Source organism: Glacieibacterium arshaanense, from assembly GCF_004681125.1.
Taxonomy (GTDB): domain Bacteria; phylum Pseudomonadota; class Alphaproteobacteria; order Sphingomonadales; family Sphingomonadaceae; genus Polymorphobacter_A; species Polymorphobacter_A arshaanense.
Genome location: NZ_SIHO01000004.1, coordinates 82,348 through 105,048, shown reverse-complemented (window position 1 = coordinate 105,048; position 22,701 = coordinate 82,348). Strand labels below are relative to the sequence as shown.

Genomic DNA, 22,701 nt, shown 5'->3' with positions numbered 1-22,701 from the left:
GCGTTTGATAGGCGGTTTGTGCGCGCCGCGCTACCGTTGGCGGTGACGCATATACCAGGCGGCGGTCAAACCGGCTTTTCGAGAATGACGAAGGCGAGGTCGTCGCGCAGCGGCTTGCCAAAACGGTCATCGCCATACGGAAACGGCTCGGTCGCGCCCGTTGGTGCATAACCACAGCGACCATAAAAGGCGATCAACGTTTCACGGACATTGACGACGGTCATGCGGATACGCGTGGCGTCGCGAGCACGTGCCCAATCTTCGGCTGCGGCCAGGATCCGGCGTCCCAGACCGTCATTCTGCCGGTGCGGATCGACCGCCAGCGATCCAAGATACCAGACGTTGCCAGCGACCGGTTGCAACCAGACCGAACCGTCGAAACCGGCCCCCGGCCCGTCGACCCATTTGAGCAGCACGGCCGCAGGCTCGGCGGCAAGGTCGGCGCGCAACAGCGCTTCGGAGGTTCGGTCGCCGGAGATGAAGGATGTTTCCGACGACCAGCCAGAGCTTTCGCCGCGATAGGCGCGATTCATCAGCGCGGCGACCGCCGGAATGTCGCTATCGGCTGCCGGGACCAGCATGCGAGCCTCCTGATTATGGCTGCGCGGTTGCGCTCAAGGCGCGCCGATCGATGATGGCCCGCCGGTTGACGAGCAAGTTGAAGCGCCGGAACATGCGACGATTGATAGGCGCAATGCCGACGCGGCGCCATGCCTGACGCGTCAGACATGTGGCCGCAGCCGTGCCGCCGAACGGAGGCCGGCCTCCTGCCAGGGGAAACAGGAGGCCGGCTAAACGTGCGCCGCGATCAGGGGGGTGCGGCGCGCGCTATCGGGGTATTAGCAGGTCGTGGTCGCCAAGGTGGTGCGCCGGCGGCGCAGCGTGCCACCGATGAGACCGAAGCCGGTAATCATCATCGCCCAGCTGGCCGGTTCGGGCACGCTATCGACAGCGTCGGCCATCAACACGGCCTCACCGCTGGTGCCGTTGACGTTGTTGATCGACCTGTTGGCGTTGGTGACCGCAGCATAACGCACGAAGAAGTTGTTCAGATTGACCAGCGGCGTAGCGCGTTCGAAGCGTAGCGTCAGGCTACCCTTCGACAGGGGTTCGTCGATCGTCACACCCGAGTTGCCGCCGGTGCAATCACTTCCGCTGACGCGGAAGCAGACGTCGGCCGAGGTGCCGAGCAGCGGCACCGGGCCGCTGCCCGACCTGCCGAACGCGCCGGTCGAGCTGGCGCCCGAAATCTTGCCGAGCGAGTCAAAGCCGAACACCGAAACCTTGGAGGCCGCAACCGGCGCCAGCGACGTGTTGTCGACAGCATAGTCGAACGTCCAGTCCTTGCCGCTGACCCTCGTCAGCGTCAGTGCCAGAGTCGAACTCAGGCCGGCGAGCGGCGTGGCCACGGTCCGGTGATTGACCGACGCACCATAAAGCCCGTTAAAGCTCACGGTCTGGGTCTTGCCGACGTCGGCAGTGCTCGACCACATCAGGGTCGTCACGGCCCCCGCCGAAGACGCGGCGCCAGCGACAATCGCGGCAACCATAGCAAGGCGAAACAGCATCAATTCGCTCCATCAATTCTCTACGGCCATCAACGGCCCTGAACACCAGATGTTGCCTGATATGCCGAATTTCAAGGGACAAATACAAAATTTATTTAAATGATAATGTGATTAAGAGGCAGTCGAATTTCGACGTGGCAATTGGCACCGTGCGGCGCGCACGGATTGCTGGCAGGGGCTGCCGGTTCAGGCCCGATCGGTCAGCGCGCGCAGTTCGTAAATCAGGTCGAGCGCTTCGCGCGGCGACAGCAGATCGGGGCTGATCGCCGCCAGCCGCACGCGCAGCGCGTCGACCGCTGGCGGCGGCGGTGCCGCAGCGAACAGCGGCAGATCGCTCAAGCCGGCTGCGATGCCGCCAGTCTTGGCGCGACCATCCTCGAGCCGCGCGAGGACCGAGCGTGCGCGCGAAATCACCGCGCGCGGCAAGCCGGCGAGTTCGGCGACCGCCAGTCCGTAGCTGCGGTCGGCAGCGCCGCTGGCGACTTCGTGCAGGAACACCAGCTTGCCGTTCCATTCGCGCACCTTGACCGTCACCAGCGCCAGCGCGTCGAGGCGCCCGGCAAGCTGCGTCAGTTCGTGATAGTGCGTCGCGAACAGGCAGCGGCAGGCCAGCGTGTCGTGCACCGCCTCGAGCACCGCCCAGGCGATGGCGAGGCCGTCATAGGTCGAGGTGCCGCGCCCGACTTCGTCGAGAATGACGAGGCTGCGGTTGGTCGCCTGCGTCAGGATCGCGGCGGTTTCGACCATCTCGACCATGAACGTCGAACGCCCCTGCGCGAGATTGTCCGACGCACCGACGCGACTGAACAGCCGGTCGACGACGCCGATATGCGCCGACGCCGCCGGCACGAACGACCCCGCCTGCGCGAGCACCGCGATCAGCGCGTTCTGGCGCAAAAACGTCGATTTACCTGCCATGTTGGGGCCGGTGACCAGCCACAGGCGGTTCTTGACGCCCAGGTCGCAGTCATTGGCAACGAACGGCACGCGCGCCGCGCGGCACGCCGCCTCGACCACAGGATGGCGGCCGCCGGCAATTTCGAACGCGCAACTGTCATCGACCAGCGCCCGCGACCAGCCTTCGAGCGCCGCCAGTTCGGCGAGCGCGCTGGCGACATCGAGCCGTGCGAGCGCCGCTGCCGTGCGGGCGATTTCGGTCGCGCGGGTCAACACACCCGCCACCAGTTCCTCGAAATGCGCGGCTTCGGCGGCGAGCGCGTGGTCGCCGGCCTGCGCGATGCGGGTTGCCAGCGCGCCAAGTTCGACCGAGCCGAAACGCACGACGCCCGCCAGCGTCTGGCGGTGGATCAGGCCCGAGTCGGGGCGCATCAGCGGGTCGGCGTGGCGCGCCGCGACTTCGATATGATAGCCGAGCACATTGTTATGGCGGATCTTGAGTGCCGCGACGCCGGTTTCGTCGCGCAGTCGCGCTTCAAGCGCCGCGACCAGCTGGCGGCCATCGGCCGAAGCGGCACGCAGTTCGTCGAGCGCCGCGTCATAGCCGGCGACGATGAAACCGCCCGATGCGGCATCGACGGGCGGTTCGGCGACCAGCGCGCGCGCCAGCGCGGCGATGTCCTCGCCGTGTCCGGCAATGTTGCCCAACGTCGCGGCGAGCAGCGGTGGCAAGTCAAGCGCGGCGGCTTCGGTGAGCTGTGTCTTGAGCGCGGTTGCCGCGATCAGGCCATCGCGAATCGCGCCAAGGTCGCGCGGCCCGCCGCGCCCCAGTGCCAGCCGCGACAATGCGCGCGACAGGTCGGGCGCTGCCTTGAGCGCGCCGCGGGTGCGGCTGCGCGTCGTGCTGTCGCCGACAAACCATGCCACCAGATCGAGCCGGTCGCCGATGGCAGCGGCGTCGGTCAACGGCGCGGCGAGGTCATCCGCGAGCAAGCGCGCACCGGCGCCGGTCACCGTGCGGTCGATGGTCGCGAGCAAGCTGCCGGCGCGGCCACCGTCAGCCGCGCGTGCCAGTTCGAGGCTGGCGCGTGTTGCCGCGTCGATCGCCATATGGCCTGCCGGCGGTTGCGTCAGCGGCGGCAGCAGCAGCGGCATCCGGCCTTGCCCGGCGACACCGAGATAGGCGAGCAGCGCGCCGGCGGCGGCGAGTTCGGCACGGCTGAAGCTGCCGAAGCCGTCGAGTGTCGCGACATCGAACTGCGCCTTGAGCCGTGCCTCGCCGCGCAGCGAATCGAAGTCGCCCGCGGGTCGCGGTGTGGGCGGTGCCCCGAACCAGCCGGGAATTTCCCAGTCGGCGGGCGCGATGATTTCGGCGGGCGCAATGCGCGCCAGTTCGGGTTCGAGCGCCGCGGGCGCACACGCTAGCGTGCGGAATTCGCCGGTCGAGACGTCGCACCACGCCAGCCCCGCCATGCCGCCGACCTGCGCCACGCTCGCCAGCCAATTGGCGCTGCGGGCCTCGAGCAGCGCATCCTCGGTCAAGGTCCCCGGCGTCACCACGCGCACCACGGCACGTGCGACGACACTTTTGCTGCCGCGCTTTTTGGCCGCCGCCGGGTCCTCGATCTGTTCGGCAATCGCCACGCGATGCCCGGCGCGGATCAGCCGCATCAGATAGGCTTCGCTGCTGTGCACCGGCACGCCGCACATCGGGATATCGGCACCGAGATGCAGGCCACGCTTGGTCAGCGCGATATCGAGCGTCGCGCTGGCGGCCACCGCGTCGTCGAAGAACAATTCGTAGAAATCGCCCATCCGGTAGAACAACAGGCAATCGGGCACGCCGGCCTTGATGCCCAGATACTGCGCCATCATCGGCGAGGCGGTGTCGGGTATCTCGGGAGCAGGCGGGGCGGTCATCGCCCGTGTCATAGCCTGCGCTGCCGGCAACGTCACCAAGCACCGCGCGTGATTTTGCGCGCATGACGTGCAAGGCGCGGACAGCTATGCTAGCGAGCCTTGAACCGGGCCGTGCAGTATCGCCCGGCGCGTGAAAGGTGCTCGATGTCCGACGATAAAGCCAAAGAGTTCTCCGACCAGGAGGCGCTGCGGTTCCATGCCAATGGCCGCCCCGGCAAGATCGAGATCATCGCATCAAAGCCGATGGCGACGCAGCGCGACCTCAGCCTCGCCTACTCCCCCGGAGTCGCGGTGCCGGTGCTGGCGATCGCCAAGGACCCTGACGCGGCGTACGACTACACGATCAAGGGTAACCTTGTGGCGGTGATTTCGAACGGCACGGCTATTCTCGGCCTCGGCAACCTTGGCGCGCTGGCTTCGAAGCCGGTGATGGAAGGCAAGGCGGTGCTGTTCAAGCGCTTTGCCGATATCGATTCAATCGACCTCGAGCTCGCCACCGAAGACGTCGACCGCTTCGTCAACGCCGTCGAGCTGATGGAGCCGAGCTTCGGCGGCATCAACCTTGAAGACATCAAGGCGCCCGAATGCTTCATCATCGAGCAGACGCTGCGCGAGCGCATGAACATTCCGGTGTTCCATGACGACCAGCACGGCACCGCGATCATCGCCGCCGCCGGCCTGATCAACGCGCTGTTCCTCACGGGCCGCAAGCCCGCCGACATCAAACTCGTGGTCAACGGCGCCGGCGCCGCGTCGATCGCCTGCACTGAACTGGTCAAGGCAATGGGCGTCAAGCCCGACAACGTCATCATGTGCGACACCAAGGGCGTCATCTGGCAGGGCCGGACCGAGGGCATGAACCAGTGGAAGTCGGCGCATGCCGCCGCCACCCCCGACCGTACGCTGGCCGAGGCGATGCGCGGCGCCGACGTGTTCTTTGGGCTGTCGGCCAAGGGCGCGGTGACTGCCGAAATGGTCGCCTCGATGGCGCCGAACCCGATAATTTTCGCGATGGCCAACCCCGACCCCGAAATCACGCCGGAGGAAGTCCACGCCATCCGTACCGATGCGATCATGGCCACCGGCCGTTCGGACTATCCGAACCAGGTCAACAACGTGCTCGGTTTCCCGTACATCTTCCGCGGCGCGCTCGACGTGCGCGCGACGACGATCAACGAGGAAATGAAGCTTGCCGCTGCCAACGCCATCGCCGATCTGGCGCGCCAGCAGGTGCCCGATGAGGTCGCCGCGGCCTATGGCGGCAAGGCGCGCAACTTCGGCCCCGAATACATCATCCCGGCACCGTTCGATCCGCGGCTGATCGAAGCCATCCCCGTCGCCGTCGCCAAGGCGGCGATGGCATCGGGCGTGGCGCGCAAGCCGTTCTTCGACGAAGATGCCTACCGCCAGCAACTGCGCGCCCGGCTCAACCCGACGACCGGCGTGCTCGCGGGCAGCTTCGAGGCCGCGCGCGCCCGCCCGCGCCGCGTGGTGTTTGCCGAAGGCGAGCAGGAAGTCGTGCTGCGTGCCGCGGTCAGCTACCGGTCGAGCGGCTTCGGCGAGCCGGTGCTGATCGGCCGCGAAGCGCCGGTCCGTGAGGGACTGGAACGCATCGGCGTATCGCCCGAGGACATCGACAGCTTCGAAATCCACAACAGCGCCAACAGCCCGCTGGTGCCGCGCATGGTCGAGCTGCTCTATGCCCGGCTGCAGCGCCGTGGCCATGTGCTGCGCGACGTCGAGCGCATGGTGAACCACGAACGCAACATCTTTGGCGCGCTGATGCTCGAACTCGGCGAAGTCGATGCAATGATGACCGGCGTGACGCGCAATTTCGCGCAGAGCTTCAGCCAGGTCCGGCAGGTCATCGACCCCGCGCCGGGGCATATCCCGTTCGGCATCCACATGTGGGTCGGCCGGTCGAGCACGATCTTCATCGCCGACACCACGGTCAATGAGCGCCCGTCGTCACAGATGCTCGCCGATATCGCCGAACAGACCGCCGCGGTGGCGCGCCGCCTTGGCCAGGAGCCGCGCGTCGCGTTCCTGAGCTATTCGACGTTCGGCAACCCGCCGGGCCAGTTCCTCGCCAATATCCGCGATGCCATCACGCTGCTCGACGAACGCCGCGTCAGCTTCGAATATGAAGGCGAAATGTCGCCCGACGTGGCGCTCAATCCGATGATGGCCGACCGCTATCCGTTCTCGCGGCTGTCGGGGCCCGCGAACGTGCTGATCATGCCCGGCCTGCAGTCGGCAAACATTTCGGCAAAGCTGCTCAAGGAACTCGGTAGCGGCAAGATGATCGGGCCGCTGCTGATGGGCATGTCGAAGCCGGTACAGGTCGCACCAATGACCAGCACCGCCAGCGATCTGGTGACGCTGGCCGTGCTCGCCGCGACGGGGGCGATGTCGTGAGCGACACGCCGGCCGTCACCGGCGGTCCCGAAGCGCCGGCCGCCGCCGGCAGGCCCGACGCGCCGGCCGCCGCCGGCAGGCCGCCGCTGTATTTCATCCACGGCATGTGGAGCACGCCAGCGGTCTGGGCCGGCCTGCGCGAGCGTTTCGAAGTCGCGGGCTACAACACGCACGCCGCCTGCCTGCCCTATCACGACCGCGACCCGTCGCTGCCGCCGGTGGCCGAACTCGGCAAGCTCGGCGTGCAGGACTATGTCGACTTCCTCGTCGCCGATATCGCGCGGCTGCCGCAGACACCGATCATCATCGGCCACTCGCTCGGCGGCTTCCTGGCGCAGGCGGTCGCGGCGCGCATCCAGCCGCCGGCGCTGGTGTTGCTGTCACCCGCCCCCAGCGCCAAGACCGGCGTGCTGGCGATCAATTCGCTGCGCTCGATGTGGGGCGTCATCCGGCACTGGGGCTGGTGGAAAAGCCCGACGCTGCTCGACGATGCCGGGGCGCGTTTCGGCGTCTACAACGGCGTACCCGCCGAGGTCGCCGACGCCGAAATCAAGGCGCTGGTCTGGGATTCCGGCCGTGTGTTGTTCGAACTGTCGCTGCCCGGCGTCGCCAAGGCACCCGCCGCGACCATCGACTTCGGCCGCCTGACGATGCCGGTGCTGATCATTGTCGGTGCGCAAGACCAGATCACCACCGCTGCCGTCGCCCGTGCCACCGCGCGCGCCATCGGCAGCAACGTCGATTATCACGAGCTGCCCGATACCGGGCATTGGCTGTTTTACGGCGCCGCGATGACCAAGGTTGGCGACTTGATTGCGGGCTGGCTCAAGCAAAGATAGGCTGAGAGCCTCCGGCGGGCAGGGCCTAGGCCCTGCACCCAATTGTTAGGCGCTCTTCAAATGGGTGCAGGCCTCAGGCCTGCCCGCCGGAGGCTCTTAGCCGTCCAATTTCTTCGCCCGCCGACGCGCCACGCTCGACCCCAGCCCGAGCGCCTCGCGGTATTTCGTCACCGTGCGGCGTGCGATGTTGAAGCCTTCGGCGTTGAGCACGTCGACGAGGCGGTCATCGCTGAGGATGTTGTTGGCGGTTTCGGCGGCGATCAGCCGGGCGATGCGGTCCTTGACGGCGAGTCCCGAGACCGCTTCGCCGCCGTCCGACGACGCGATGCCGGCGGTGAAGAAGTATTTGAGCTCGAAGAGCCCGCGGTCGCAGCTGAGATATTTGTTCGAGGTGACGCGGCTGACCGTCGATTCGTGCATGCCGATGGCTTCGGCGACGTTGCGCAGCGTCAGCGGCTTGAGGTGGTGGACGCCGTGTTCGAAGAAGGCTTCCTGCTGGCGCACCAGTTCGCTGGTCACCTTGATGATGGTGCGGGCGCGTTGGTCGAGCGCCTTGACCAGCCAGGTTGCCGAAATCAGGCACTCGGACAGATAGTTGCGCGCCGCGCGCTCGGCTTCGGGGGTGCGGCCGCTCGAATGTGACAGCTCGGTGTAGTAGCCGCGGTCGACAAGCACGCGCGGCAGCGTCGCGGTGTTGAGTTCGACGCCCCAGCCACCGCTCGCCAGCCGCGAAACGAAGATGTCAGGAACGACGGGTTGCGAGCGCTCGCCGCCATAGCGCAGGCCGGGCTTGGGGTTGTAGCGGCGCAATTCGCGGATCATGTCGTCGAGGTCCTCGGCGTCGACACCGCACAGCCGGCGCAACGTCACCTTGTCGCCGCGAGCCAAAATGTCGAGGTTGTCGAGCATCGCCTGCATCGCCGGATCGAGCCGGTCGGCCTCGCGTGCCTGCAGCATCAGGCATTCGCGCAGGTTGCGCGCGCCGACGCCGGTCGGTTCGAACATCTGGACGCGCGCCAACACGGCTTCGACGACGGCGATATCGGCATCGAGGCGGTCGGCAATGTCGTCGAGCGGCACAGTCAGGTAGCCGGCCTCGTCGATCTGGTCGATGACATGGCGGGCGATGACGAGTTCGACGCCGTCGAAAACCGCGCCGGCCTGTTCGAGCAGGAAATCGAGCAACGACGGCTCGGCAGCAGCGAACTGGTCGAAATCGCTGGTTTCGCCACCGCTGGTGCTGCCCGTGGCGCTGAGCCCGCTGTCGGGCGCCGGGCCGCTGCCATCATAGCTGGCGGTGTCGGTCGGGCCGTCGTGGTGGAAGGTTTCGCTGGCATAGTCGACATCGAGCGGCGCATCGATATTGGCATCGGCGCCGGTCATCAGCACATCGGCGGTTGCCGGTTCGAAATCACCGCCATCGCCTTCACCGTCGCCTTCACGGTCGCCGGCGGCGAAATCCTCGCCGGCATCGCCGCCGTCTTCGCTGCCTGACGATGCGAGCAGCGGATTGCTGTCGAGCTCGGTGCCGAGATAGGCTTCGAGCTCCATGTTGTTGAGCGCCAGCAGCTTGATCGCCTGCTGCAGCTGCGGCGTCATCACCAGCTGCAGGCTTTGGCGCAGGTCGAGGCGTGGCCCTATGGCCATGGTTTCCGCCCTAGCTCCCTACGCGCCCGGCCGACGTCATGGCTACCGGCCTCACAGGGCAAAACCCTCGCCGAGATAGACGCGGCGCACGGTTTCGTCGGCGACCAGCGCTTCGGGGGTGCCTTCGAACAGCACGCGGCCGTCATAGATGATGCAGGCGCGGTCGACGATGTCGAGCGTTTCGCGGACATTATGGTCGGTAATCAGCACGCCGATGTCGCGGTCGCGCAGTTGCACGACCAGCGCGCGGATGTCGGCGATCGAGATCGGGTCGATGCCGGCGAACGGTTCGTCGAGCAGCATGATCGACGGATGTGCGGCGAGCGCACGGGCGATTTCGCAGCGCCGCCGCTCGCCGCCCGACAATGCCATCGCCGGTGCTTCGCGCAGCCGTGTAATGTTGAATTCTTCGAGCAATTGTTCGAGCCGCGCCGCCGCCAGCGCCTTGTCTGGTTCGGTGACTTCGAGCACCGCCATGATGTTCTGTTCGACCGTCAGCCCGCGAAAAATCGAGGTTTCCTGCGGCAGATAGCCCAGCCCCAGCGCGGCGCGGCGGTACATCGGCAGCGTGGTGATGTCATGGCCGTCGAGCAGGATGCGGCCCTGGTCGGGCATCGCCAGACCCATGATCGAATAAAAGCAGGTGGTCTTGCCGGCACCGTTGGGGCCAAGCAGCCCGACGACTTCACCGCGGCGCACCGACATCGAGACATCGCGCAGCACGACGCGCTTGTCATAGCTTTTGCCAATCGAAACGACCGCGAGGCCAAACTCGACGGCGGCGTCGTTGCTGTCTTGCGTGCTATCGAACTGCGCCGCTGCCTGAGCCATCACCACTCCATCAGCGGAATGCGCCGAAAGGTTTATGCACGAATCGCGCCAAATTTTGGCGCAAATCCTGCTTGTTGATGGAAGCCTAGCGCCTTGCGGGGGCTTTGCAAAGCAAGCTGCATCCAATTGCAGCCGAATTGCCGGCCAAAATGGCGGTATCGTGCCTTACGGCTGCTTTGCCGGGCGTGCCGGCACCACGAATCGCCCGGTGACGCGGCCCGAAGACGTCGCCGGGGCATTGCCCTTGGCCGGCGCACCGGCGCCATCGAGCGTCGAGCGGCCGCTGGCGAGGTCGATGGCCAGCCGCTGGCCACGCAGCACCGAGCCGCCTTGCGTCAGCTCGACATTGCCAACCAGTGTGATGGTTTTGGCGACCACGTCATAGATGCCGTAGCGCCCCGATGCTGTTTCGGACGCTGTCACCAGCTTGACCGAGCCTTGCGCATCGATGCGCGAAATTTCGGGATTGGTGCCGGTGCCGCGCTTGTAGAAAATTGTGACGCTGTCGGCATCGAGCGTCATGCCGCCCTGGCGAATCGCGACATTGCCCGAAAAAATCGCCTGGTTCTGCGTGTCGCGGACTTCCATGCGGTCGGCGGCGACGTCGATCGGCGCGTTGGTGCTGTGACCCTTGAGCGCCGACACCTGCGCGGCGGCGGGCAGCGCGCACAGCAATACGGCAATCAGGGGGAGCGAAACACGAAGGTTGGTCATGGCCGCCTCATTTGCGCGTGCCGGGCGTGAACTGCAAGCCCGGTGCTACGGTCGCTGCCGGCTTGGCACCGGCGGGCTGGGCTTGCGGCAGCGCACCGACCGAAACGGTGTTGTGCCGGCCCGGCGTGATGTGCATGCGCACCTGGCCATCGAGTTTGAGCACGCGGCCGCCGATATCCGCACGCAGCGAATCGGCTGAAAAGCTGCCGAGCGGCAATAGCCCGCGGATATTTCCGTCCGACGCAATGGTGCGGTCGATCAGGCTGACACGGACATCACCATTGTCGATGACATAGCCGTTCGGGCTGGCGACCTGCACCGGGCCCTTCACCACCAGCAGGTCCTTGTCCATGTAATAGGCACCCGCCGGTGCCGACACGCGCACCGGGCCATCGGTGGTGCCGAGCGATGCCGAAAGTTTGCGCAGTTCGACGATGGGCACCGCCGAGGTGCGCTGCACGGCGTCTGCAGCGCGGATTTCGAAGGGTTCGCCGTCGGCGGTTTCGCCGCGGTAGAGCGCATTGTCGATGCGCAGCCGGTCGGGGCTCATCGCCACCTTGTCCTTGGCGAGCAGGAACGAGAATTCTCGGCCGCTGGTCAGCGGCAGGATGACCAGCAGCGCCAGCAACGCCAACGCCAGCGCCGGCAGCAGCCAGCGCAGCACGGCAACAAGCCGGTCGTGCGCACCGCCGGGCAGCGCGTGCAACTGGCGCGGCGTGTAGGCGGCGCGCTCGATAACCGCAGCGCTCATCACATGTGCGCGAAAATGTCGGATTCGGGCCAGCCGGCGAGATCGAGCTCGGCGCGCCACGGCAGAAAATCAAAGCAGGCCTGCGCCATTTCGGTGCGGCCTTCGCGTGCCAGGCGTTCGGCGAGCACCGCTTGCGCACGGTGCAGATAACGCACATCCGACGCGGCATAGTCCTTCTGCGCTTCGCTGAGCACATCGGCGCCCCAGTCGGACGATTGCTGCGCTTTCGAGACATCGACGCCGATGGTTTCGCGCAGCACATCCTTCAGGCCGTGGCGATCGGTGTAGGTGCGAATCAGCTTGGAGGCGATCTTGGTGCAGAACACCGGCCCGGCAGTGACGCCGAGATAAGCCTTGATGACCGCGAGATCGAAACGCGCGAAATGATAGATTTTGAGCCGCGACGGGTCGGTCAGCACCGATTTGAGCACCGGCGCGCTATAGTCGCCGCCCGAAAACCGCACCAGATGCTCGTCGCCCTGGCCATCGGCGAGCTGCACCAGGCACAGCCGGTCGCGGTGCGGGTTGAGGCCCATGGTTTCGGAGTCGATTGCTATCGGCCCGGGCGCAAACACATCGCGCGGCAGGTCGCCTTCATGGAGATAAATTGTCATGGGGGCGGGCGTAGCATTGTCGCATCCGAACGACAATCTGCGGCGGCATCGAAACGGCATCTGGGGAGGTGCTTGTCTGATGCCGCCGCAGGCCCGGTACCGGGGGCTACGCAACACTACGCAACACAACGCATACGCAACACGAAACAATCGGCGGCGCACCGGAGCGCCCCGCCGACGTGTTGCTTCTAGCGATATGGCACTGAATGCGTTCTTAACAATTTGTGTTCATTTCGGGGGCGCTGCCTTAATCGTGCCATCAACCGGCGATGCTGCCGGCAGTTGCCTGAGCCAGTCGCGCGCCTGCGCCGCTGCCGGCCCGCCGTGCGGATTGTTGGCGACCGGCATCAGCAGCGCGCGGGCGGCAGTGAAGTCGCTCGCCTCAGCCTGCGCCTGCGCTGCGGCCAGCGCCACGGGCTCAACCTGCGGTGCCAGCGCGTTGGCACGCAGCAGCAGCGCGCGGCGTTCTGCTTCGGCGCCCGGCGGCTCGGCGAGCGCGCGGAGGAACAGGATGCGGTAGTCATCGGGACGCACGGCATCGGCATGCGCCAGCGTCGCGCTGGCCGCCTGATGGTCGAGAAGCTGCGCGGTGCCGAGCAATACCAGCAGCGGCGCGCTGTCGGGTTTCGCCGCCACCAGCGAATCGATCAGCGCCCGCGCCTGCGCCCGGTCGCCGAGTCGCAGTTCGGCCGTCGCCAGCACGACCTTTGCCGACCAGTCATCCGGATAGCGCGCGGCAATGTGCCGGATGCGGTCAAGCAGCGCCGGCGCCTTGTCGGGATCGACCCCGATGTCGAGTTGCGCCGCGGGAATCAGCAGTGCATCCGCGACCGCCGAAAGTGGCACAGCAGCGACCGCCGCCTGTAGCGGCACGAACGCCAGTTCGGTGGGTTTGAGCGTGCGCCCCATGACATAGTCGATCAGCACCTTGTCGAAGCGTTCGACCGGATAGCCGAAGACCTGCGCGAACGCCGTGCCCGACGGCGTGCCGCCCGCAACCAATTCAAGGTAGCGCGCCAACGACGCCGCACGCTGCGGATCGCTGGCGAGGTAGTGTACCGCGAGCCAGCTCTGCGCGTAGAACATCGGTGTTTCATAGCCCGGCAAATTCGCCCAGTCGGCACCGAGCAACCGCGCCATCGGCATCCAGTTGGCCAGCATCATCGTCTGCGCACGGCCGCTGTCATAGTCACCGTAACGCGCCTTGCCGTTCGAAAAACGCGCAGTTTCCCAATAGCTTGCGAGGCCCTCGATGTACCACGCCGGATAGCTGGCGGGCTGGTGGGCGAACATGAAATGATGCGCGTATTCGTGGAACATCACGTTCTGCGCGCGCGCTTTGTGCGCTGCATCGCTGCGATCGACAAAGGCCGCGATGGTGTTCGGCGTAGCGGTGTAGAAGCCATCGAACCCTGGCCCGGCGCCGCGCAGCCGCTCGAAATCGCGTGCGTCATCGACAAGGTAGACATTGACGCGGGCGCGCGGTGCATCGCCGGTGGTGCCGGTCAACTGCCGCAACAGCTGATCAAACGCCGCGAGCTGTGTTGCCGCAGCGCTGACCTGCCGGGACGAGCCCTGCCCATAGACGACAAATGCCGGGGTTTCAGCCCTGAACCACGCCGCAAATGCCGGCTGCGCCAGCAACAGCAGCAGCACGCCAATCAGCCGTTGGACGGGGCCTGTCATGGCACCATCCTAGTCGCTTGGCAGGGCGCCGCAATGGCCGGCGCAGCCTGTGGATAAACCGCTCGCGCCGCGACGGGTTCTGGTATATGCATGAAGGTGGCGTTGCTCGTTTTGATCGACTGCCTCCTGCCATTTTCGCGGCATTTTGCAGCGATGCGTCGGAGACAGGTGAAGACCGGGTGACCCGCAACCGCTTGGCCGGAACCGCAATCAGGCGGAACTGACCGGGACATGACAACAACAGACGACGAAATACGAAAGACTATTCCAAGATGAGCTTTGATAAACGCGGGCGTGGGCCCGGCCGTGGCGGTTTCGACAAGCGTGAGCGCGGATTTGACCAGTTCGAAGGCGGCGGCGACCGTTTCGGTGGCGGCGGCGGTGACCGTTTCGGCGGCGGCGGCGATCGCTTCGGCGGTGGCGGCGGCGCACCGCGCTTCGGTGGCGGTGGTGGTGGCGGCGGCTTCGGCGGTCGTCCGGGCGGCGGCGGCTTCGGCGGCCCGCGTCCCCCGCGCGACATGGGCCCCGGCGTTGTGCTCGGCACTGCCAAGGGTACCGTAAAATTCTTCAACGGCCAGAAGGGCTTCGGCTTTGTTGTCCGTGATGACGGCGGCGAAGATGTTTTCGTCCACATTTCGGCGGTCGAAGCTGCCGGCCTCAACGGCCTCGCCGATGGCCAGCCGCTCGAATTCACGCTGACCGAGCGTTCGGGCCGTGTTTCGGCAACCGACCTTGTCATCGATGGCGAGCCGCTGCCGGTCGTCGAACGTGCCCCGCGCGAACCGCGTGAAGGCGGTTTCGGCAGCCGCAACGATGGCCCGCGTGGCGGTGGTTACGGCGGCGCCGGTCGCGAATTCGGCGGCGGTGCTCCGGCCGGCAATGGCGAACGTGTCGACGGTGTCGTCAAGTTCTTCAACGGCCAGAAGGGCTTCGGCTTCATCCAGCGTGAAGACGGCGGCCCCGATGCCTTCGTGCACATTTCGGCCGTCGAACGTGCCGGCATGGCTGGTCTCGATGAAGGCCAGCGTGTCAGCTTCGAGCTCGAACTCGACCGTCGCGGCAAGCAGGCGGCGATCAACCTCACGCCGCTGTGAGCGCTGACTGACCAATAAAACGAACGGGGCCGCAGCAATGCGGCCCCGTTTTTTTGTGCAGAGCCCAACAAAGGGGTGCAGGCCTCAGGCCTGCCCGCCGGAGGCGCTTACTTCGTCATTTCCCGATACTTGAGCTCGGTCGCCGCCATATAATCGCGGGTGATCGGCAGTGCGCCGCGGCGGCGCGTCAGCTGGATCTGGACGTTCATGTGGCCGTCGTTGCGGAACGCGCAGATGGCGCCGCCGAGGTAGAACAGCCACATGCGGTAGAAGCGTTCGTCGTAGAGCGCGACGATGGCGTCCTTCGCGGCGACGGTGCGCTTGTACCATTCCTCAAGCGTGAAGGCGTAGTGCAGGCGGAGCACCTCGATATCGGTGATCCACAGCCAGGCGCGTTCGACCGCTGGCACAATCTGCGACAGCGCGGGTGAGTAGCCACCGGGGAAGATGTACTTGGCGGTCCACGGGTCGGTGGCGCCAGGGCCGTCGGCGCGGGCGATCGAGTGGATCAGCGCGACGCCGTCGGGGGTCAGCAGTTCATGGACCTTGTCGAAGAACTGGCGGTAGTGCGGCAGCCCGACATGTTCGAACATGCCGACCGAGACGATGCGGTCGAACTGGCCGGTGAGCGCGCGGTAGTCGATCAGCTCGAACTTGACCTTGTCGGCGACGCCGGCTTCCTCGGCGCGGCGGCGCGCGACCTTGAGCTGCTCCTCGCTGAGCGTGACGCCCAGCACTTGGGCACCTGAAACGCGGTGGATGTACAGCGCCATGCCGCCCCAGCCGCAGCCGATGTCGAGCACCTTCTGCCCGGGCTTGAGGTCGAGCTTGGCGGCGATATGGGCCTTTTTGTCCGACTGCGCCTGCTCCAGCGTGTTCGCCGGGTCGGTGAAATAGGCGCAGCTGTATTGACGGTCGGCATCGAGGAACAGGTCGTAGAGCCGGTCACTCAGATCATAGTGGTGCGCGACGTTGCGCTTCGACCGGCGCGCGAAATTGATCTGGTCAATCTTGGCGCCGATCGCCTGCTGACGCCACAGCGCGACGCGCGTCGGGTTATCCTTGTCCCAGCGCGTATTGTAGGTGACCAGCTTGAGCAGATCGAGAATATCGCCCTGTTCGAGGATCAGCTTGCCGTCCATCCAAGCCTCGCCGGCCCCCAGTGCCGGGTTGCGACCAATGGCCCAGGCGACGCTGTTGTCGGTCAGCCGGCCCTTCACCGTCGGGAACTGCGCCGACGGCGTGCCGTATCGATGCACCTTGCCGCTGGCGTCGGTGAGGATGAGTTCGCCATCGATGATGGCGCGGCGGAGGAGACGGTCAAGTAGCCACATGGTGAAACTAGTAACGTGCCCGTTGAGGCACGCCAAGTGCTGCATTCGGGTGCGAAACGAAAGGGCCTCCGGCGGGCAGGCCTGTGGCCTGCACCCATTTGTTTGGCGCTCTTCATTCGGGTGCAGGCCTCAGGCCTGCCCGCCGGAGGCTCTTAAGGCTTTACCCCTGCCCGCAACCAGCCCGTCACCGCATAGCGCCGGTCGGCGGCGAACGTCGAAACCTGGCTGACGCTGTGCGGTTGCGGCACGGTGAACAGGTTGAGCGTGTTGAATTTCGGCACCCAGGCGACGCCGTCGTCATGCACCAGCAGCAGCCCGCCCCAGTCGATGCGCCATTCGGGGGTCAGCCCGAGCACATAGGCGGCGCGGCGGTTCTTGCCTTCGACGTCGTCATCATGCGCTGTCAGGAAATCGCCGGGCGCGTAGGCGGTCGCCTGCGCATCGGCAAACGCGATGTCGGGCGCGCCTACAACATGGCGCAGCCGTTCGAGCACCGGCTCGGACGACATCAGCAGTGCGAGCTGGTTGATCGGGCTGGGGTCAGCGGCGCGGTCGGCGGCGGCATCGGGGACGCGGATCGATTCGTAGTGGAACTGGAAGCCGAATTGCGCCTGCGCCTTGACCGCGGTGGCGAGTGCGGCGGCACGGTCGGGCGGCAGCGTTGCGCGCGCGCTGCGGCTGAGTTCGAACAGCCGGTCGTTCGAGTTGAGCACCAGCAGCCAGTCCTGTCGCGCGCGCAGATGTGCGGTCAGAGCGGCCGCCGAGTCGGCGGTCAGGAAATCATGGATGCGGACGCGGCGGTCACGCGCGAATGATGCGGCAAGCGCGTCCCAGTCGAGCGCCGGATTGAGTGTCGGGGCGACCGGTTCGCTCACGCGTCGGCGAGTGCCCAGCCGGCCTCTTTCTCGGCGGCGCGGCGGTCGAGTTCGGCGCGCGTCACCTTTTCGGAGGCCGATTTGAGCTGGCCGCATGCAGCCATGATATCGCGGCCGCGCGGCGTGCGCACCGGCGCCGAGTAGCCGGCGCGGAAGATGATCTTCGAAAAGCGCTGGATGCGGTCGTCATCCGAACATTCGTAATGCGACCCCGGCCAGGGGTTGAACGGGATCAGGTTGACCTTCGCCGGCAGGTTGTATTTGCGGATGAGCCGGACGAGTTCGTGCGCGTCCTCGTCGCGGTCGTTCTTGTCCTTGAGCATCACATACTCAAAAGTGATGCGCCGGGCGTTGTTGACGCCAGGGTAGGCCGCGCACGCCGCGAGCAGCTCGTCGATGCCGTACTTCTTGTTGATCGGGACGATCTCGTCGCGGACTTCCTTGGTCACCGCATGCAGCGACACCGCGAGGTTGACGCCGATTTCGGCCCCGGCACGCGCCATCATCGGCACGACACCCGAGGTGCTGAGCGTGATGCGGCGGCGGCTGAGGCCGAGCCCGCTGGCATCCATGACGATGCCCAGCGCGGTCTTGAGATTGTCGAAATTGTACAGCGGCTCGCCCATGCCCATCATGACGATGTTGGTCAGCATGCGGCCTTCCTGCGCGCTCGGCCATTCGCCCAGCGCGTCGCGCGCCAGCATGACTTGGCCGACGATTTCGCCCGCGGTCAGGTTGCGCACCAGCTTCATCGTGCCGGTAAAGCAAAAGCGGCAGTTCAACGTGCAGCCGACCTGGCTCGACACGCACAGCGTGCCGCGATCGGCGTCGGGAATGAAAACGCACTCGGCTTCGTTGCCGTCATCGAAGCGCAGCAGCCATTTGCGCGTGCCGTCTTCGCTGACCTGCGCGGTCACCACTTCGGGGCGGCCGACGACGAACTTTTCCGCCAGCAATGCCAATACCGGCTTGGCGATGTTGGTCATCGCCTCGAACTCAGTCGTGCCGCGGTGGTAGATCCAGTGCCACACTTGGCTGGCGCGCATCTTCGCCGCCTTGGCATCAAGTCCGGCGTCAACCAACGCCGCCACCATCTCGGGACGCGTCAGACCAACGAGCGCGATGCGCCCATCGGCACGCACGGGAACGCTGCGCGGCAACGCCACTGGATCGACAAGGCCGGGAATCTGCATGGCCGCGATATAGTCGCTGGGCGCGGCAAAAGAAAGGCAGGGCCTCCGGCGGGCAGGGCCTAGGCCCTGCCCGCCGGAGGCCCTTAAGCCGCCTTCACCCCGGCCACGCCGCTGCCGACATGCACGGCTTCTTCGGCGCCGTTCTGAATCCGGAACACCGTGCCCTGCGGCGCGTTGCCGGCGACCTTGACGCCGTGCCAGTCATCGCCGCCGACCAGCAGCCCGCGCAGCACGCGCGCGGTGATGCCGTGGCTGATGACCAGCGCCGGGCGGTCGGGGTCGAGTGCGGCGAGCCAGGTAGTCAACCGCGCGGCGATGGCGGGGAACCATTCGCCATTGGGCGGCGGCACGCTGAACAGGCCGCGGTCGTGGTCGACGATCGGTCCGGTTTCGGCGATGATGTCGCCGTAGAGGCGGCCTTCCCAGTCGCCGACGTCGATTTCGAGCAGCCGGTCGTCCTTGCGAACATCGAAGAAATCGCGCCCCAGATGCTCGGCGACCACCGCCATCGTCTGCAGCGTGCGGCCCGACGGCGAGGCCCACAAGTCGATATCGGGCTTGTCGCCGAAGTGAGCGCGCAGCGCATCGCCCATTGCATGCGCCTGCGCGATACCGGCGTGGGTGAGCGGTGTGTGCGCCATATGGCCCTGCATGCGGGCGCCCGCATTGTAGACGGTTTCGGCATGGCGGGCGAGGTAGAGGGGTGCTGTCATGATACCGGCATAAGCGAGGCCGGTGACGCCCGCAATACGCATGCGGGCGGTGGACATTTTGGCCGTGCATGTTTAGCTGCAGTGCAGCAAATCTGGAGGCGCGAATGTCCAAGACCTATGCCGATGCGCGCACCGCTTTGGACGGCGTGCTGTTCGACGGGATGACGATTGTCGCGGGCGGCTTCGGGCTGTGCGGCATCCCCGAAAACCTGATTGCCGCAATCCGCGATTCCGGCGTGAAGGACCTCACCGTCATCTCGAACAACGCCGGCGTCGACGGCTTCGGGCTCGGCATGCTGCTCAACTCACGCCAGGTGAAGAAGATGATCTCGTCGTATGTCGGCGAGAACAAGGAGTTCGAGCGCCAGTATCTCAGCGGCGAGCTCGAGCTCGAGTTCGCGCCGCAGGGCACGCTCGCCGAACGCATCCGCGCCGGTGGCGCCGGCATCCCCGGCTTCTACACCAAAACCGGCGTCGGCACGCTGATTGCCGAGGGCAAGGAGCACAAGGACTTCGGCGGCGAAACCTACATCTTGGAGACCGGGTTGGTCGCCGACCTGGCCATCGTCAAGGCGTGGAAGGCCGACCCTTACGGCAATCTCGTCTACCGAAAGACCGCGCGCAACTTCAACCCGCCCGCGGCGACCGCCGGCAAGATCACCGTTGCCGAAGTCGAGGAGATCGTTCCCGCCGGCAGCCTCGACCCCGATTGCATCCACACGCCGGGCGTCTACGTCCAGCGGCTGGTGCAGGGCGAATTCGAGAAGCGTATCGAACAACGCACCGTCAGGGAGCGCGCATAATGGCCTGGACCCGCGAGGAGATGGCGGCGCGTGCCGCGAAGGAATTGCAGGACGGCTTTTACGTCAACCTCGGCATCGGCATGCCGACGCTGGTGGCGAACTATGCCGGCGATCTCGATATCACCTTGCAGTCCGAAAACGGCATGCTCGGCATGGGGCCGTTTCCCTTTGCCGATGAGATTGACGCCGACCTGATCAACGCCGGCAAGCAGACGATCACCGAGCTTGATCGCACCAGCTATTTTTCCTCCGCCGACAGCTTCGCGATGATCCGCGGCGGCCATATGGACTTGTCCATCCTCGGCGCGATGGAGGTCGCCGAGAACGGCGATCTGGCGAACTGGATGGTGCCCGGCAAAATGGTCAAGGGCATGGGTGGCGCGATGGACCTCGTCGCCGGCGCGCGCCGGATCATCGTGCTGATGGAGCATAACGACAAGGCAGGTGGTTCGAAGTTCTGCCCGGCCTGCACGCTGCCGCTGACCGGCAAGAACGCCGTCGACATGATCATCACCGACCTCGCGGTATTCGCGCGGCCCGACCGCAAGGGCTCGCCGTTCAAGCTGATCGAAACCGCACCAGGGGTGACCGCCGCCGAAGTCCGCACCAAGACGACAGCGCACTATATCGACTGACCCGCGCCCGCGCGCACGATTTGCCGCGAATCGTGTCGCACAGGCACTGGATTAGACTGCCGCCTGCGCTATAGTCGCAATAACGCATGGGGCTGTTAGTTAAGGGTAGAGAATGAAAGCGACCGTCGAACGCGCAACGCTGCTCAAGTGCCTGGCGCACGTCCAGTCGGTGGTCGAGCGCCGCAACACCATCCCGATCCTGTCGAACGTGCTGATCGAAGCCAAGGACGGCGGGCTGCGGCTGATGGCGACCGACCTCGACATGCAGGTCGTCGAAACCGTCGCCGCGCACGTCGATACCCCCGGCGCCACCACGGTCAGCGCACACACGCTGTTCGATATCGCGCGCAAGCTGCCCGAAGGCGCGCAGGTCGAACTCGCCGTCGCCAATGAAAAGATGACCGTTGTCGCCGGCCGCGCACGCTTCAGCCTGGCGACGTTGCCGCGCGATGATTTTCCGGTGATTGCCGAAACCGACCTGCCGTCGAGCTTCAGCCTGCCCGCCGCGACGCTGCGCCAGATCATCGACAAGACGCGCTTTGCCATCTCGACCGAGGAAACGCGCTACTACCTCAACGGCATCTTCCTGCACGTCGCGCCCGGCACGCCGGCAACGCTGCGCGCCGTCGCCACCGACGGCCACCGCCTCGCCAAGATCGAACTGCCGTGCCCCGAAGGCGCCGAGGGCATGCCCGACGTCATCGTGCCGCGCAAATGCATCGGCGAAATCCGCAAGCTGCTCGATGAAGTCGATGGCGATGTCGAACTGTCGCTGTCGGCGTCGAAAATCCGCTTCAAGCTCGGCAACGCCGTGCTGACCTCGAAGCTGATCGACGGCACTTTCCCCGATTACAGCCGCGTCATCCCCGCCGCCAACGACAAGCTGCTGCGCATCGACCGCAAGTCGCTCGCCGAAGGTGTCGACCGCGTCGCTGCGATCGCCACGTCGGAAAAGACCCGCGCCGTCAAGCTGGCACTCGGCCGCGACAAGATCACGCTGTCGGTGACCAGCCCCGAAAACGGTACCGCCGCCGAAGAAGTCAGCGCCGAATACACCTCGCCCGAATTCGAGGTCGGCTTCAACTATCGCTACCTGCTCGATATCCTCGACCAGATCGGCACCGACATCGTCGACCTGCACATGGCCGACGCCGCCGCACCGACGCTGATCCGCGAAGGCGACAGCTCGCCGGCGCTGTATGTGCTGATGCCGATGCGGGTCTAAGGGCCTCCGGCGGGCAGGGCTGAGCCCTGCACCCGAATGAAAAGGGGCGCCCCGGGAAACCGGAGCGCCCCAATTTTATGGGTGCAGGGCCAAGGCCCTGCCCGCCGGAGGCTCTGTCCTACTTGTCGAGCGTCACGCCCATCCGCGTATGCGGCGCAGCGTAGCCGGCGTTGCCGAACGTCGCGGCGATCAGCTTGTTGGTGTCGAAGAACACCTGCCAGTAATGGTCGTTGTGGCAGTATGGCCGCACCGCGAGCTGCGTGCCCATGGCATTGAAGTCGAGGATTTCGACATCGGGTGCCGGGTCGGCGAGGACATTGGGGATCGCCGACAGCGCCGGCTTTAGGCGGGCGATGGCATCGAGCGGATCGACGCCGAACGCCAGCTGCGCGGTGCGTTCGACGCGGCGGTATTTGTGGCTCGAGAAGTTCATGATCGCGTCGCCCGACACCTTGCCGTTGCCGACAATGGTCTGGACGTTGTCGGGCGCGGTGATGACGGTGTTGAACAGCCCGATTTCGGTGACGGTGCCGGTGATACCGCCGGCCGTGACGAAGTCACCGACCTTGAACGGCCGGAAGATGATCAGGAACGCGCCGGCGGCGAAGTTGCCGAGCAGCCCCGACCATGCCGCACCGACCGCGAGACCGACGCCGGCGAGCAGTGCGGCGAACGACGTCGTCTGGATACCGAAGTAGCCGAGGATGCCGATGACCAGGATGATGTTGAGCGTCACCGCCAGAATATTGGCGATGTAGCGCTGCAGCGTCGGGTCGAACTGGCGCCGGGTGAGGGCGACATTGAGCATCTTGATGGCAAAACCGATCAGCCAGCGGCCGACCATGTAAAGCAGGAACGCGCTGCCGATCTTGATGCCCGCAGCGAGCAGCATCGGCCCGGCGCTATCCCACATCGCTGGAAGTCTACCCATATTCAGTTCCCTC

The 22,701-nt window shown here is 65.9% G+C and carries 20 protein-coding genes; 6 read left to right on the top strand and 14 right to left on the bottom strand.

The window, feature by feature from the left end; genetic code table 11:
* Positions 1 to 65: 65 nt before the first annotated feature.
* The 3 genes from EUV02_RS15130 to mutS form a co-directional block, all read right to left on the bottom strand.
* Entirely contained in the window at positions 66 to 581 is a 516-nt protein-coding gene (locus EUV02_RS15130) for a GNAT family N-acetyltransferase (RefSeq protein ID WP_135247147.1), read from the bottom strand.
* A gap of 258 nt (positions 582 to 839) precedes the next feature.
* On the bottom strand, positions 840 to 1,568 hold the full coding sequence (locus tag EUV02_RS15730) for a cistern family PEP-CTERM protein (protein ID WP_166430653.1): 729 nt from the start codon (positions 1,566 to 1,568) through the stop codon (positions 840 to 842).
* Between the two features lie 186 nt (positions 1,569 to 1,754).
* Positions 1,755 to 4,385 carry a DNA mismatch repair protein MutS gene (gene mutS / locus EUV02_RS15120; RefSeq protein ID WP_243445940.1) on the bottom strand — a complete coding sequence of 877 codons (2,631 nt, stop codon included), beginning with the start codon at positions 4,383 to 4,385 and terminating at the stop codon, positions 1,755 to 1,757.
* A gap of 144 nt (positions 4,386 to 4,529) precedes the next feature.
* Between mutS and EUV02_RS15115 the strand changes: the two genes are divergently transcribed.
* Together EUV02_RS15115 and EUV02_RS15110 are read left to right on the top strand one after the other, a co-directional pair.
* Positions 4,530 to 6,803 carry an NADP-dependent malic enzyme gene (locus EUV02_RS15115; protein ID WP_135247146.1) on the top strand — a complete coding sequence of 758 codons (2,274 nt, stop codon included), beginning with the start codon at positions 4,530 to 4,532 and terminating at the stop codon, positions 6,801 to 6,803.
* Entirely contained in the window at positions 6,800 to 7,642 is an 843-nt protein-coding gene (locus tag EUV02_RS15110; protein ID WP_135247145.1) for an alpha/beta hydrolase, read from the top strand. Before EUV02_RS15115 ends, EUV02_RS15110 begins: the two co-directional genes overlap by 4 nt.
* A gap of 96 nt (positions 7,643 to 7,738) precedes the next feature.
* Here EUV02_RS15110 and rpoN read toward each other — a convergent pair whose 3' ends face one another.
* The 6 genes from rpoN to EUV02_RS15080 all read right to left on the bottom strand — a co-directional run bounded on the left by rpoN (position 7,739) and on the right by EUV02_RS15080 (position 13,885).
* A complete protein-coding gene (gene rpoN / locus EUV02_RS15105) occupies positions 7,739 to 9,289 on the bottom strand; it encodes an RNA polymerase factor sigma-54 (RefSeq protein WP_135247144.1) in 1,551 nt (516 codons plus the stop codon).
* 51 nt (positions 9,290 to 9,340) lie between these two features.
* On the bottom strand, positions 9,341 to 10,120 hold the full coding sequence (gene lptB / locus EUV02_RS15100) for an LPS export ABC transporter ATP-binding protein (protein WP_135247143.1): 780 nt from the start codon (positions 10,118 to 10,120) through the stop codon (positions 9,341 to 9,343).
* Between the two features lie 165 nt (positions 10,121 to 10,285).
* The gene (locus EUV02_RS15095) at positions 10,286 to 10,834 is read right to left on the bottom strand and encodes an LptA/OstA family protein (protein WP_135247142.1); all 549 of its coding nucleotides are present in this window, start codon (positions 10,832 to 10,834) and stop codon (positions 10,286 to 10,288) included.
* Positions 10,835 to 10,841: 7 nt separating this feature from the next.
* Positions 10,842 to 11,585: an LPS export ABC transporter periplasmic protein LptC gene (locus tag EUV02_RS15090; protein WP_135247140.1), complete on the bottom strand. Its 744-nt coding sequence runs from the start codon at positions 11,583 to 11,585 to the stop codon at positions 10,842 to 10,844.
* Positions 11,585 to 12,199, bottom strand: a complete 615-nt coding sequence (locus tag EUV02_RS15085) for a ribonuclease D (RefSeq protein WP_135247138.1) — start codon at positions 12,197 to 12,199, stop codon at positions 11,585 to 11,587. The genes EUV02_RS15090 and EUV02_RS15085 overlap by 1 nt, the downstream gene beginning before the upstream one ends.
* Before the next feature lie 228 nt (positions 12,200 to 12,427).
* Entirely contained in the window at positions 12,428 to 13,885 is a 1,458-nt protein-coding gene (locus tag EUV02_RS15080; RefSeq protein ID WP_135247136.1) for a hypothetical protein, read from the bottom strand.
* A gap of 272 nt (positions 13,886 to 14,157) precedes the next feature.
* Here EUV02_RS15080 and EUV02_RS16035 point away from each other — a divergent pair, with 272 nt between their 5' ends.
* Positions 14,158 to 14,979, top strand: coding sequence for a cold-shock protein (locus EUV02_RS16035; protein ID WP_135247135.1), 822 nt, complete (start codon positions 14,158 to 14,160; stop codon positions 14,977 to 14,979).
* Between the two features lie 107 nt (positions 14,980 to 15,086).
* Here EUV02_RS16035 and EUV02_RS15070 read toward each other — a convergent pair whose 3' ends face one another.
* The 4 genes from EUV02_RS15070 to EUV02_RS15055 form a co-directional block, all read right to left on the bottom strand.
* On the bottom strand, positions 15,087 to 16,313 hold the full coding sequence (locus EUV02_RS15070) for an SAM-dependent methyltransferase (protein ID WP_135247134.1): 1,227 nt from the start codon (positions 16,311 to 16,313) through the stop codon (positions 15,087 to 15,089).
* A 152-nt stretch (positions 16,314 to 16,465) separates the two neighbouring features.
* Positions 16,466 to 17,188 (bottom strand): 2OG-Fe(II) oxygenase, encoded by a 723-nt coding sequence (locus EUV02_RS15065; RefSeq protein WP_243445939.1) that lies wholly within the window; start codon positions 17,186 to 17,188, stop codon positions 16,466 to 16,468.
* The gene (gene rlmN, locus EUV02_RS15060; protein ID WP_135247130.1) at positions 17,185 to 18,381 is read right to left on the bottom strand and encodes a dual-specificity RNA methyltransferase RlmN; all 1,197 of its coding nucleotides are present in this window, start codon (positions 18,379 to 18,381) and stop codon (positions 17,185 to 17,187) included. Before rlmN ends, EUV02_RS15065 begins: the two co-directional genes overlap by 4 nt.
* An 83-nt stretch (positions 18,382 to 18,464) precedes the next feature.
* Positions 18,465 to 19,151, bottom strand: coding sequence for a histidine phosphatase family protein (locus tag EUV02_RS15055; protein WP_341533712.1), 687 nt, complete (start codon positions 19,149 to 19,151; stop codon positions 18,465 to 18,467).
* Positions 19,152 to 19,198: 47 nt separating this feature from the next.
* Here EUV02_RS15055 and EUV02_RS15050 point away from each other — a divergent pair, with 47 nt between their 5' ends.
* The 3 genes from EUV02_RS15050 (at position 19,199) to dnaN (ending at position 21,757) form a co-directional block, all read left to right on the top strand.
* The gene (locus EUV02_RS15050) at positions 19,199 to 19,897 is read left to right on the top strand and encodes a CoA transferase subunit A (protein ID WP_135247127.1); all 699 of its coding nucleotides are present in this window, start codon (positions 19,199 to 19,201) and stop codon (positions 19,895 to 19,897) included.
* On the top strand, positions 19,897 to 20,532 hold the full coding sequence (locus EUV02_RS15045; RefSeq protein WP_135247126.1) for a 3-oxoacid CoA-transferase subunit B: 636 nt from the start codon (positions 19,897 to 19,899) through the stop codon (positions 20,530 to 20,532). The genes EUV02_RS15050 and EUV02_RS15045 overlap by 1 nt, the downstream gene beginning before the upstream one ends.
* A 112-nt stretch (positions 20,533 to 20,644) precedes the next feature.
* Positions 20,645 to 21,757 (top strand): DNA polymerase III subunit beta, encoded by a 1,113-nt coding sequence (gene dnaN, locus EUV02_RS15040; protein ID WP_135247125.1) that lies wholly within the window; start codon positions 20,645 to 20,647, stop codon positions 21,755 to 21,757.
* A gap of 118 nt (positions 21,758 to 21,875) precedes the next feature.
* On the opposite strand, the gene EUV02_RS15035 is transcribed toward dnaN, so the two are convergent.
* On the bottom strand, positions 21,876 to 22,688 hold the full coding sequence (locus EUV02_RS15035) for a mechanosensitive ion channel family protein (protein WP_135247124.1): 813 nt from the start codon (positions 22,686 to 22,688) through the stop codon (positions 21,876 to 21,878).
* Positions 22,689 to 22,701 lie beyond the last annotated feature (13 nt).

Coding starts and splice junctions, on each gene's coding strand:
- EUV02_RS15130 (WP_135247147.1), bottom strand. CDS start 581: ATGCTGGTCCCGGCAGCCGATAGCGACATTCCGGCGGTCGCCGCGCTG.
- EUV02_RS15730 (WP_166430653.1), bottom strand. CDS start 1,568: ATGCTGTTTCGCCTTGCTATGGTTGCCGCGATTGTCGCTGGCGCCGCG.
- mutS (WP_243445940.1), bottom strand. CDS start 4,385: ATGACCGCCCCGCCTGCTCCCGAGATACCCGACACCGCCTCGCCGATG.
- EUV02_RS15115 (WP_135247146.1), top strand. CDS start 4,530: ATGTCCGACGATAAAGCCAAAGAGTTCTCCGACCAGGAGGCGCTGCGG.
- rpoN (WP_135247144.1), bottom strand. CDS start 9,289: ATGGCCATAGGGCCACGCCTCGACCTGCGCCAAAGCCTGCAGCTGGTG.
- lptB (WP_135247143.1), bottom strand. CDS start 10,120: ATGGCTCAGGCAGCGGCGCAGTTCGATAGCACGCAAGACAGCAACGAC.
- EUV02_RS15095 (WP_135247142.1), bottom strand. CDS start 10,834: ATGACCAACCTTCGTGTTTCGCTCCCCCTGATTGCCGTATTGCTGTGC.
- EUV02_RS15090 (WP_135247140.1), bottom strand. CDS start 11,585: ATGAGCGCTGCGGTTATCGAGCGCGCCGCCTACACGCCGCGCCAGTTG.
- EUV02_RS15085 (WP_135247138.1), bottom strand. CDS start 12,199: ATGACAATTTATCTCCATGAAGGCGACCTGCCGCGCGATGTGTTTGCG.
- EUV02_RS15080 (WP_135247136.1), bottom strand. CDS start 13,885: ATGACAGGCCCCGTCCAACGGCTGATTGGCGTGCTGCTGCTGTTGCTG.
- EUV02_RS16035 (WP_135247135.1), top strand. CDS start 14,158: ATGAGCTTTGATAAACGCGGGCGTGGGCCCGGCCGTGGCGGTTTCGAC.
- EUV02_RS15070 (WP_135247134.1), bottom strand. CDS start 16,313: ATGTGGCTACTTGACCGTCTCCTCCGCCGCGCCATCATCGATGGCGAA.
- rlmN (WP_135247130.1), bottom strand. CDS start 18,381: ATGCAGATTCCCGGCCTTGTCGATCCAGTGGCGTTGCCGCGCAGCGTT.
- EUV02_RS15055 (WP_341533712.1), bottom strand. CDS start 19,151: ATGTCCACCGCCCGCATGCGTATTGCGGGCGTCACCGGCCTCGCTTAT.
- EUV02_RS15050 (WP_135247127.1), top strand. CDS start 19,199: ATGTCCAAGACCTATGCCGATGCGCGCACCGCTTTGGACGGCGTGCTG.
- EUV02_RS15045 (WP_135247126.1), top strand. CDS start 19,897: ATGGCCTGGACCCGCGAGGAGATGGCGGCGCGTGCCGCGAAGGAATTG.
- dnaN (WP_135247125.1), top strand. CDS start 20,645: ATGAAAGCGACCGTCGAACGCGCAACGCTGCTCAAGTGCCTGGCGCAC.
- EUV02_RS15035 (WP_135247124.1), bottom strand. CDS start 22,688: ATGGGTAGACTTCCAGCGATGTGGGATAGCGCCGGGCCGATGCTGCTC.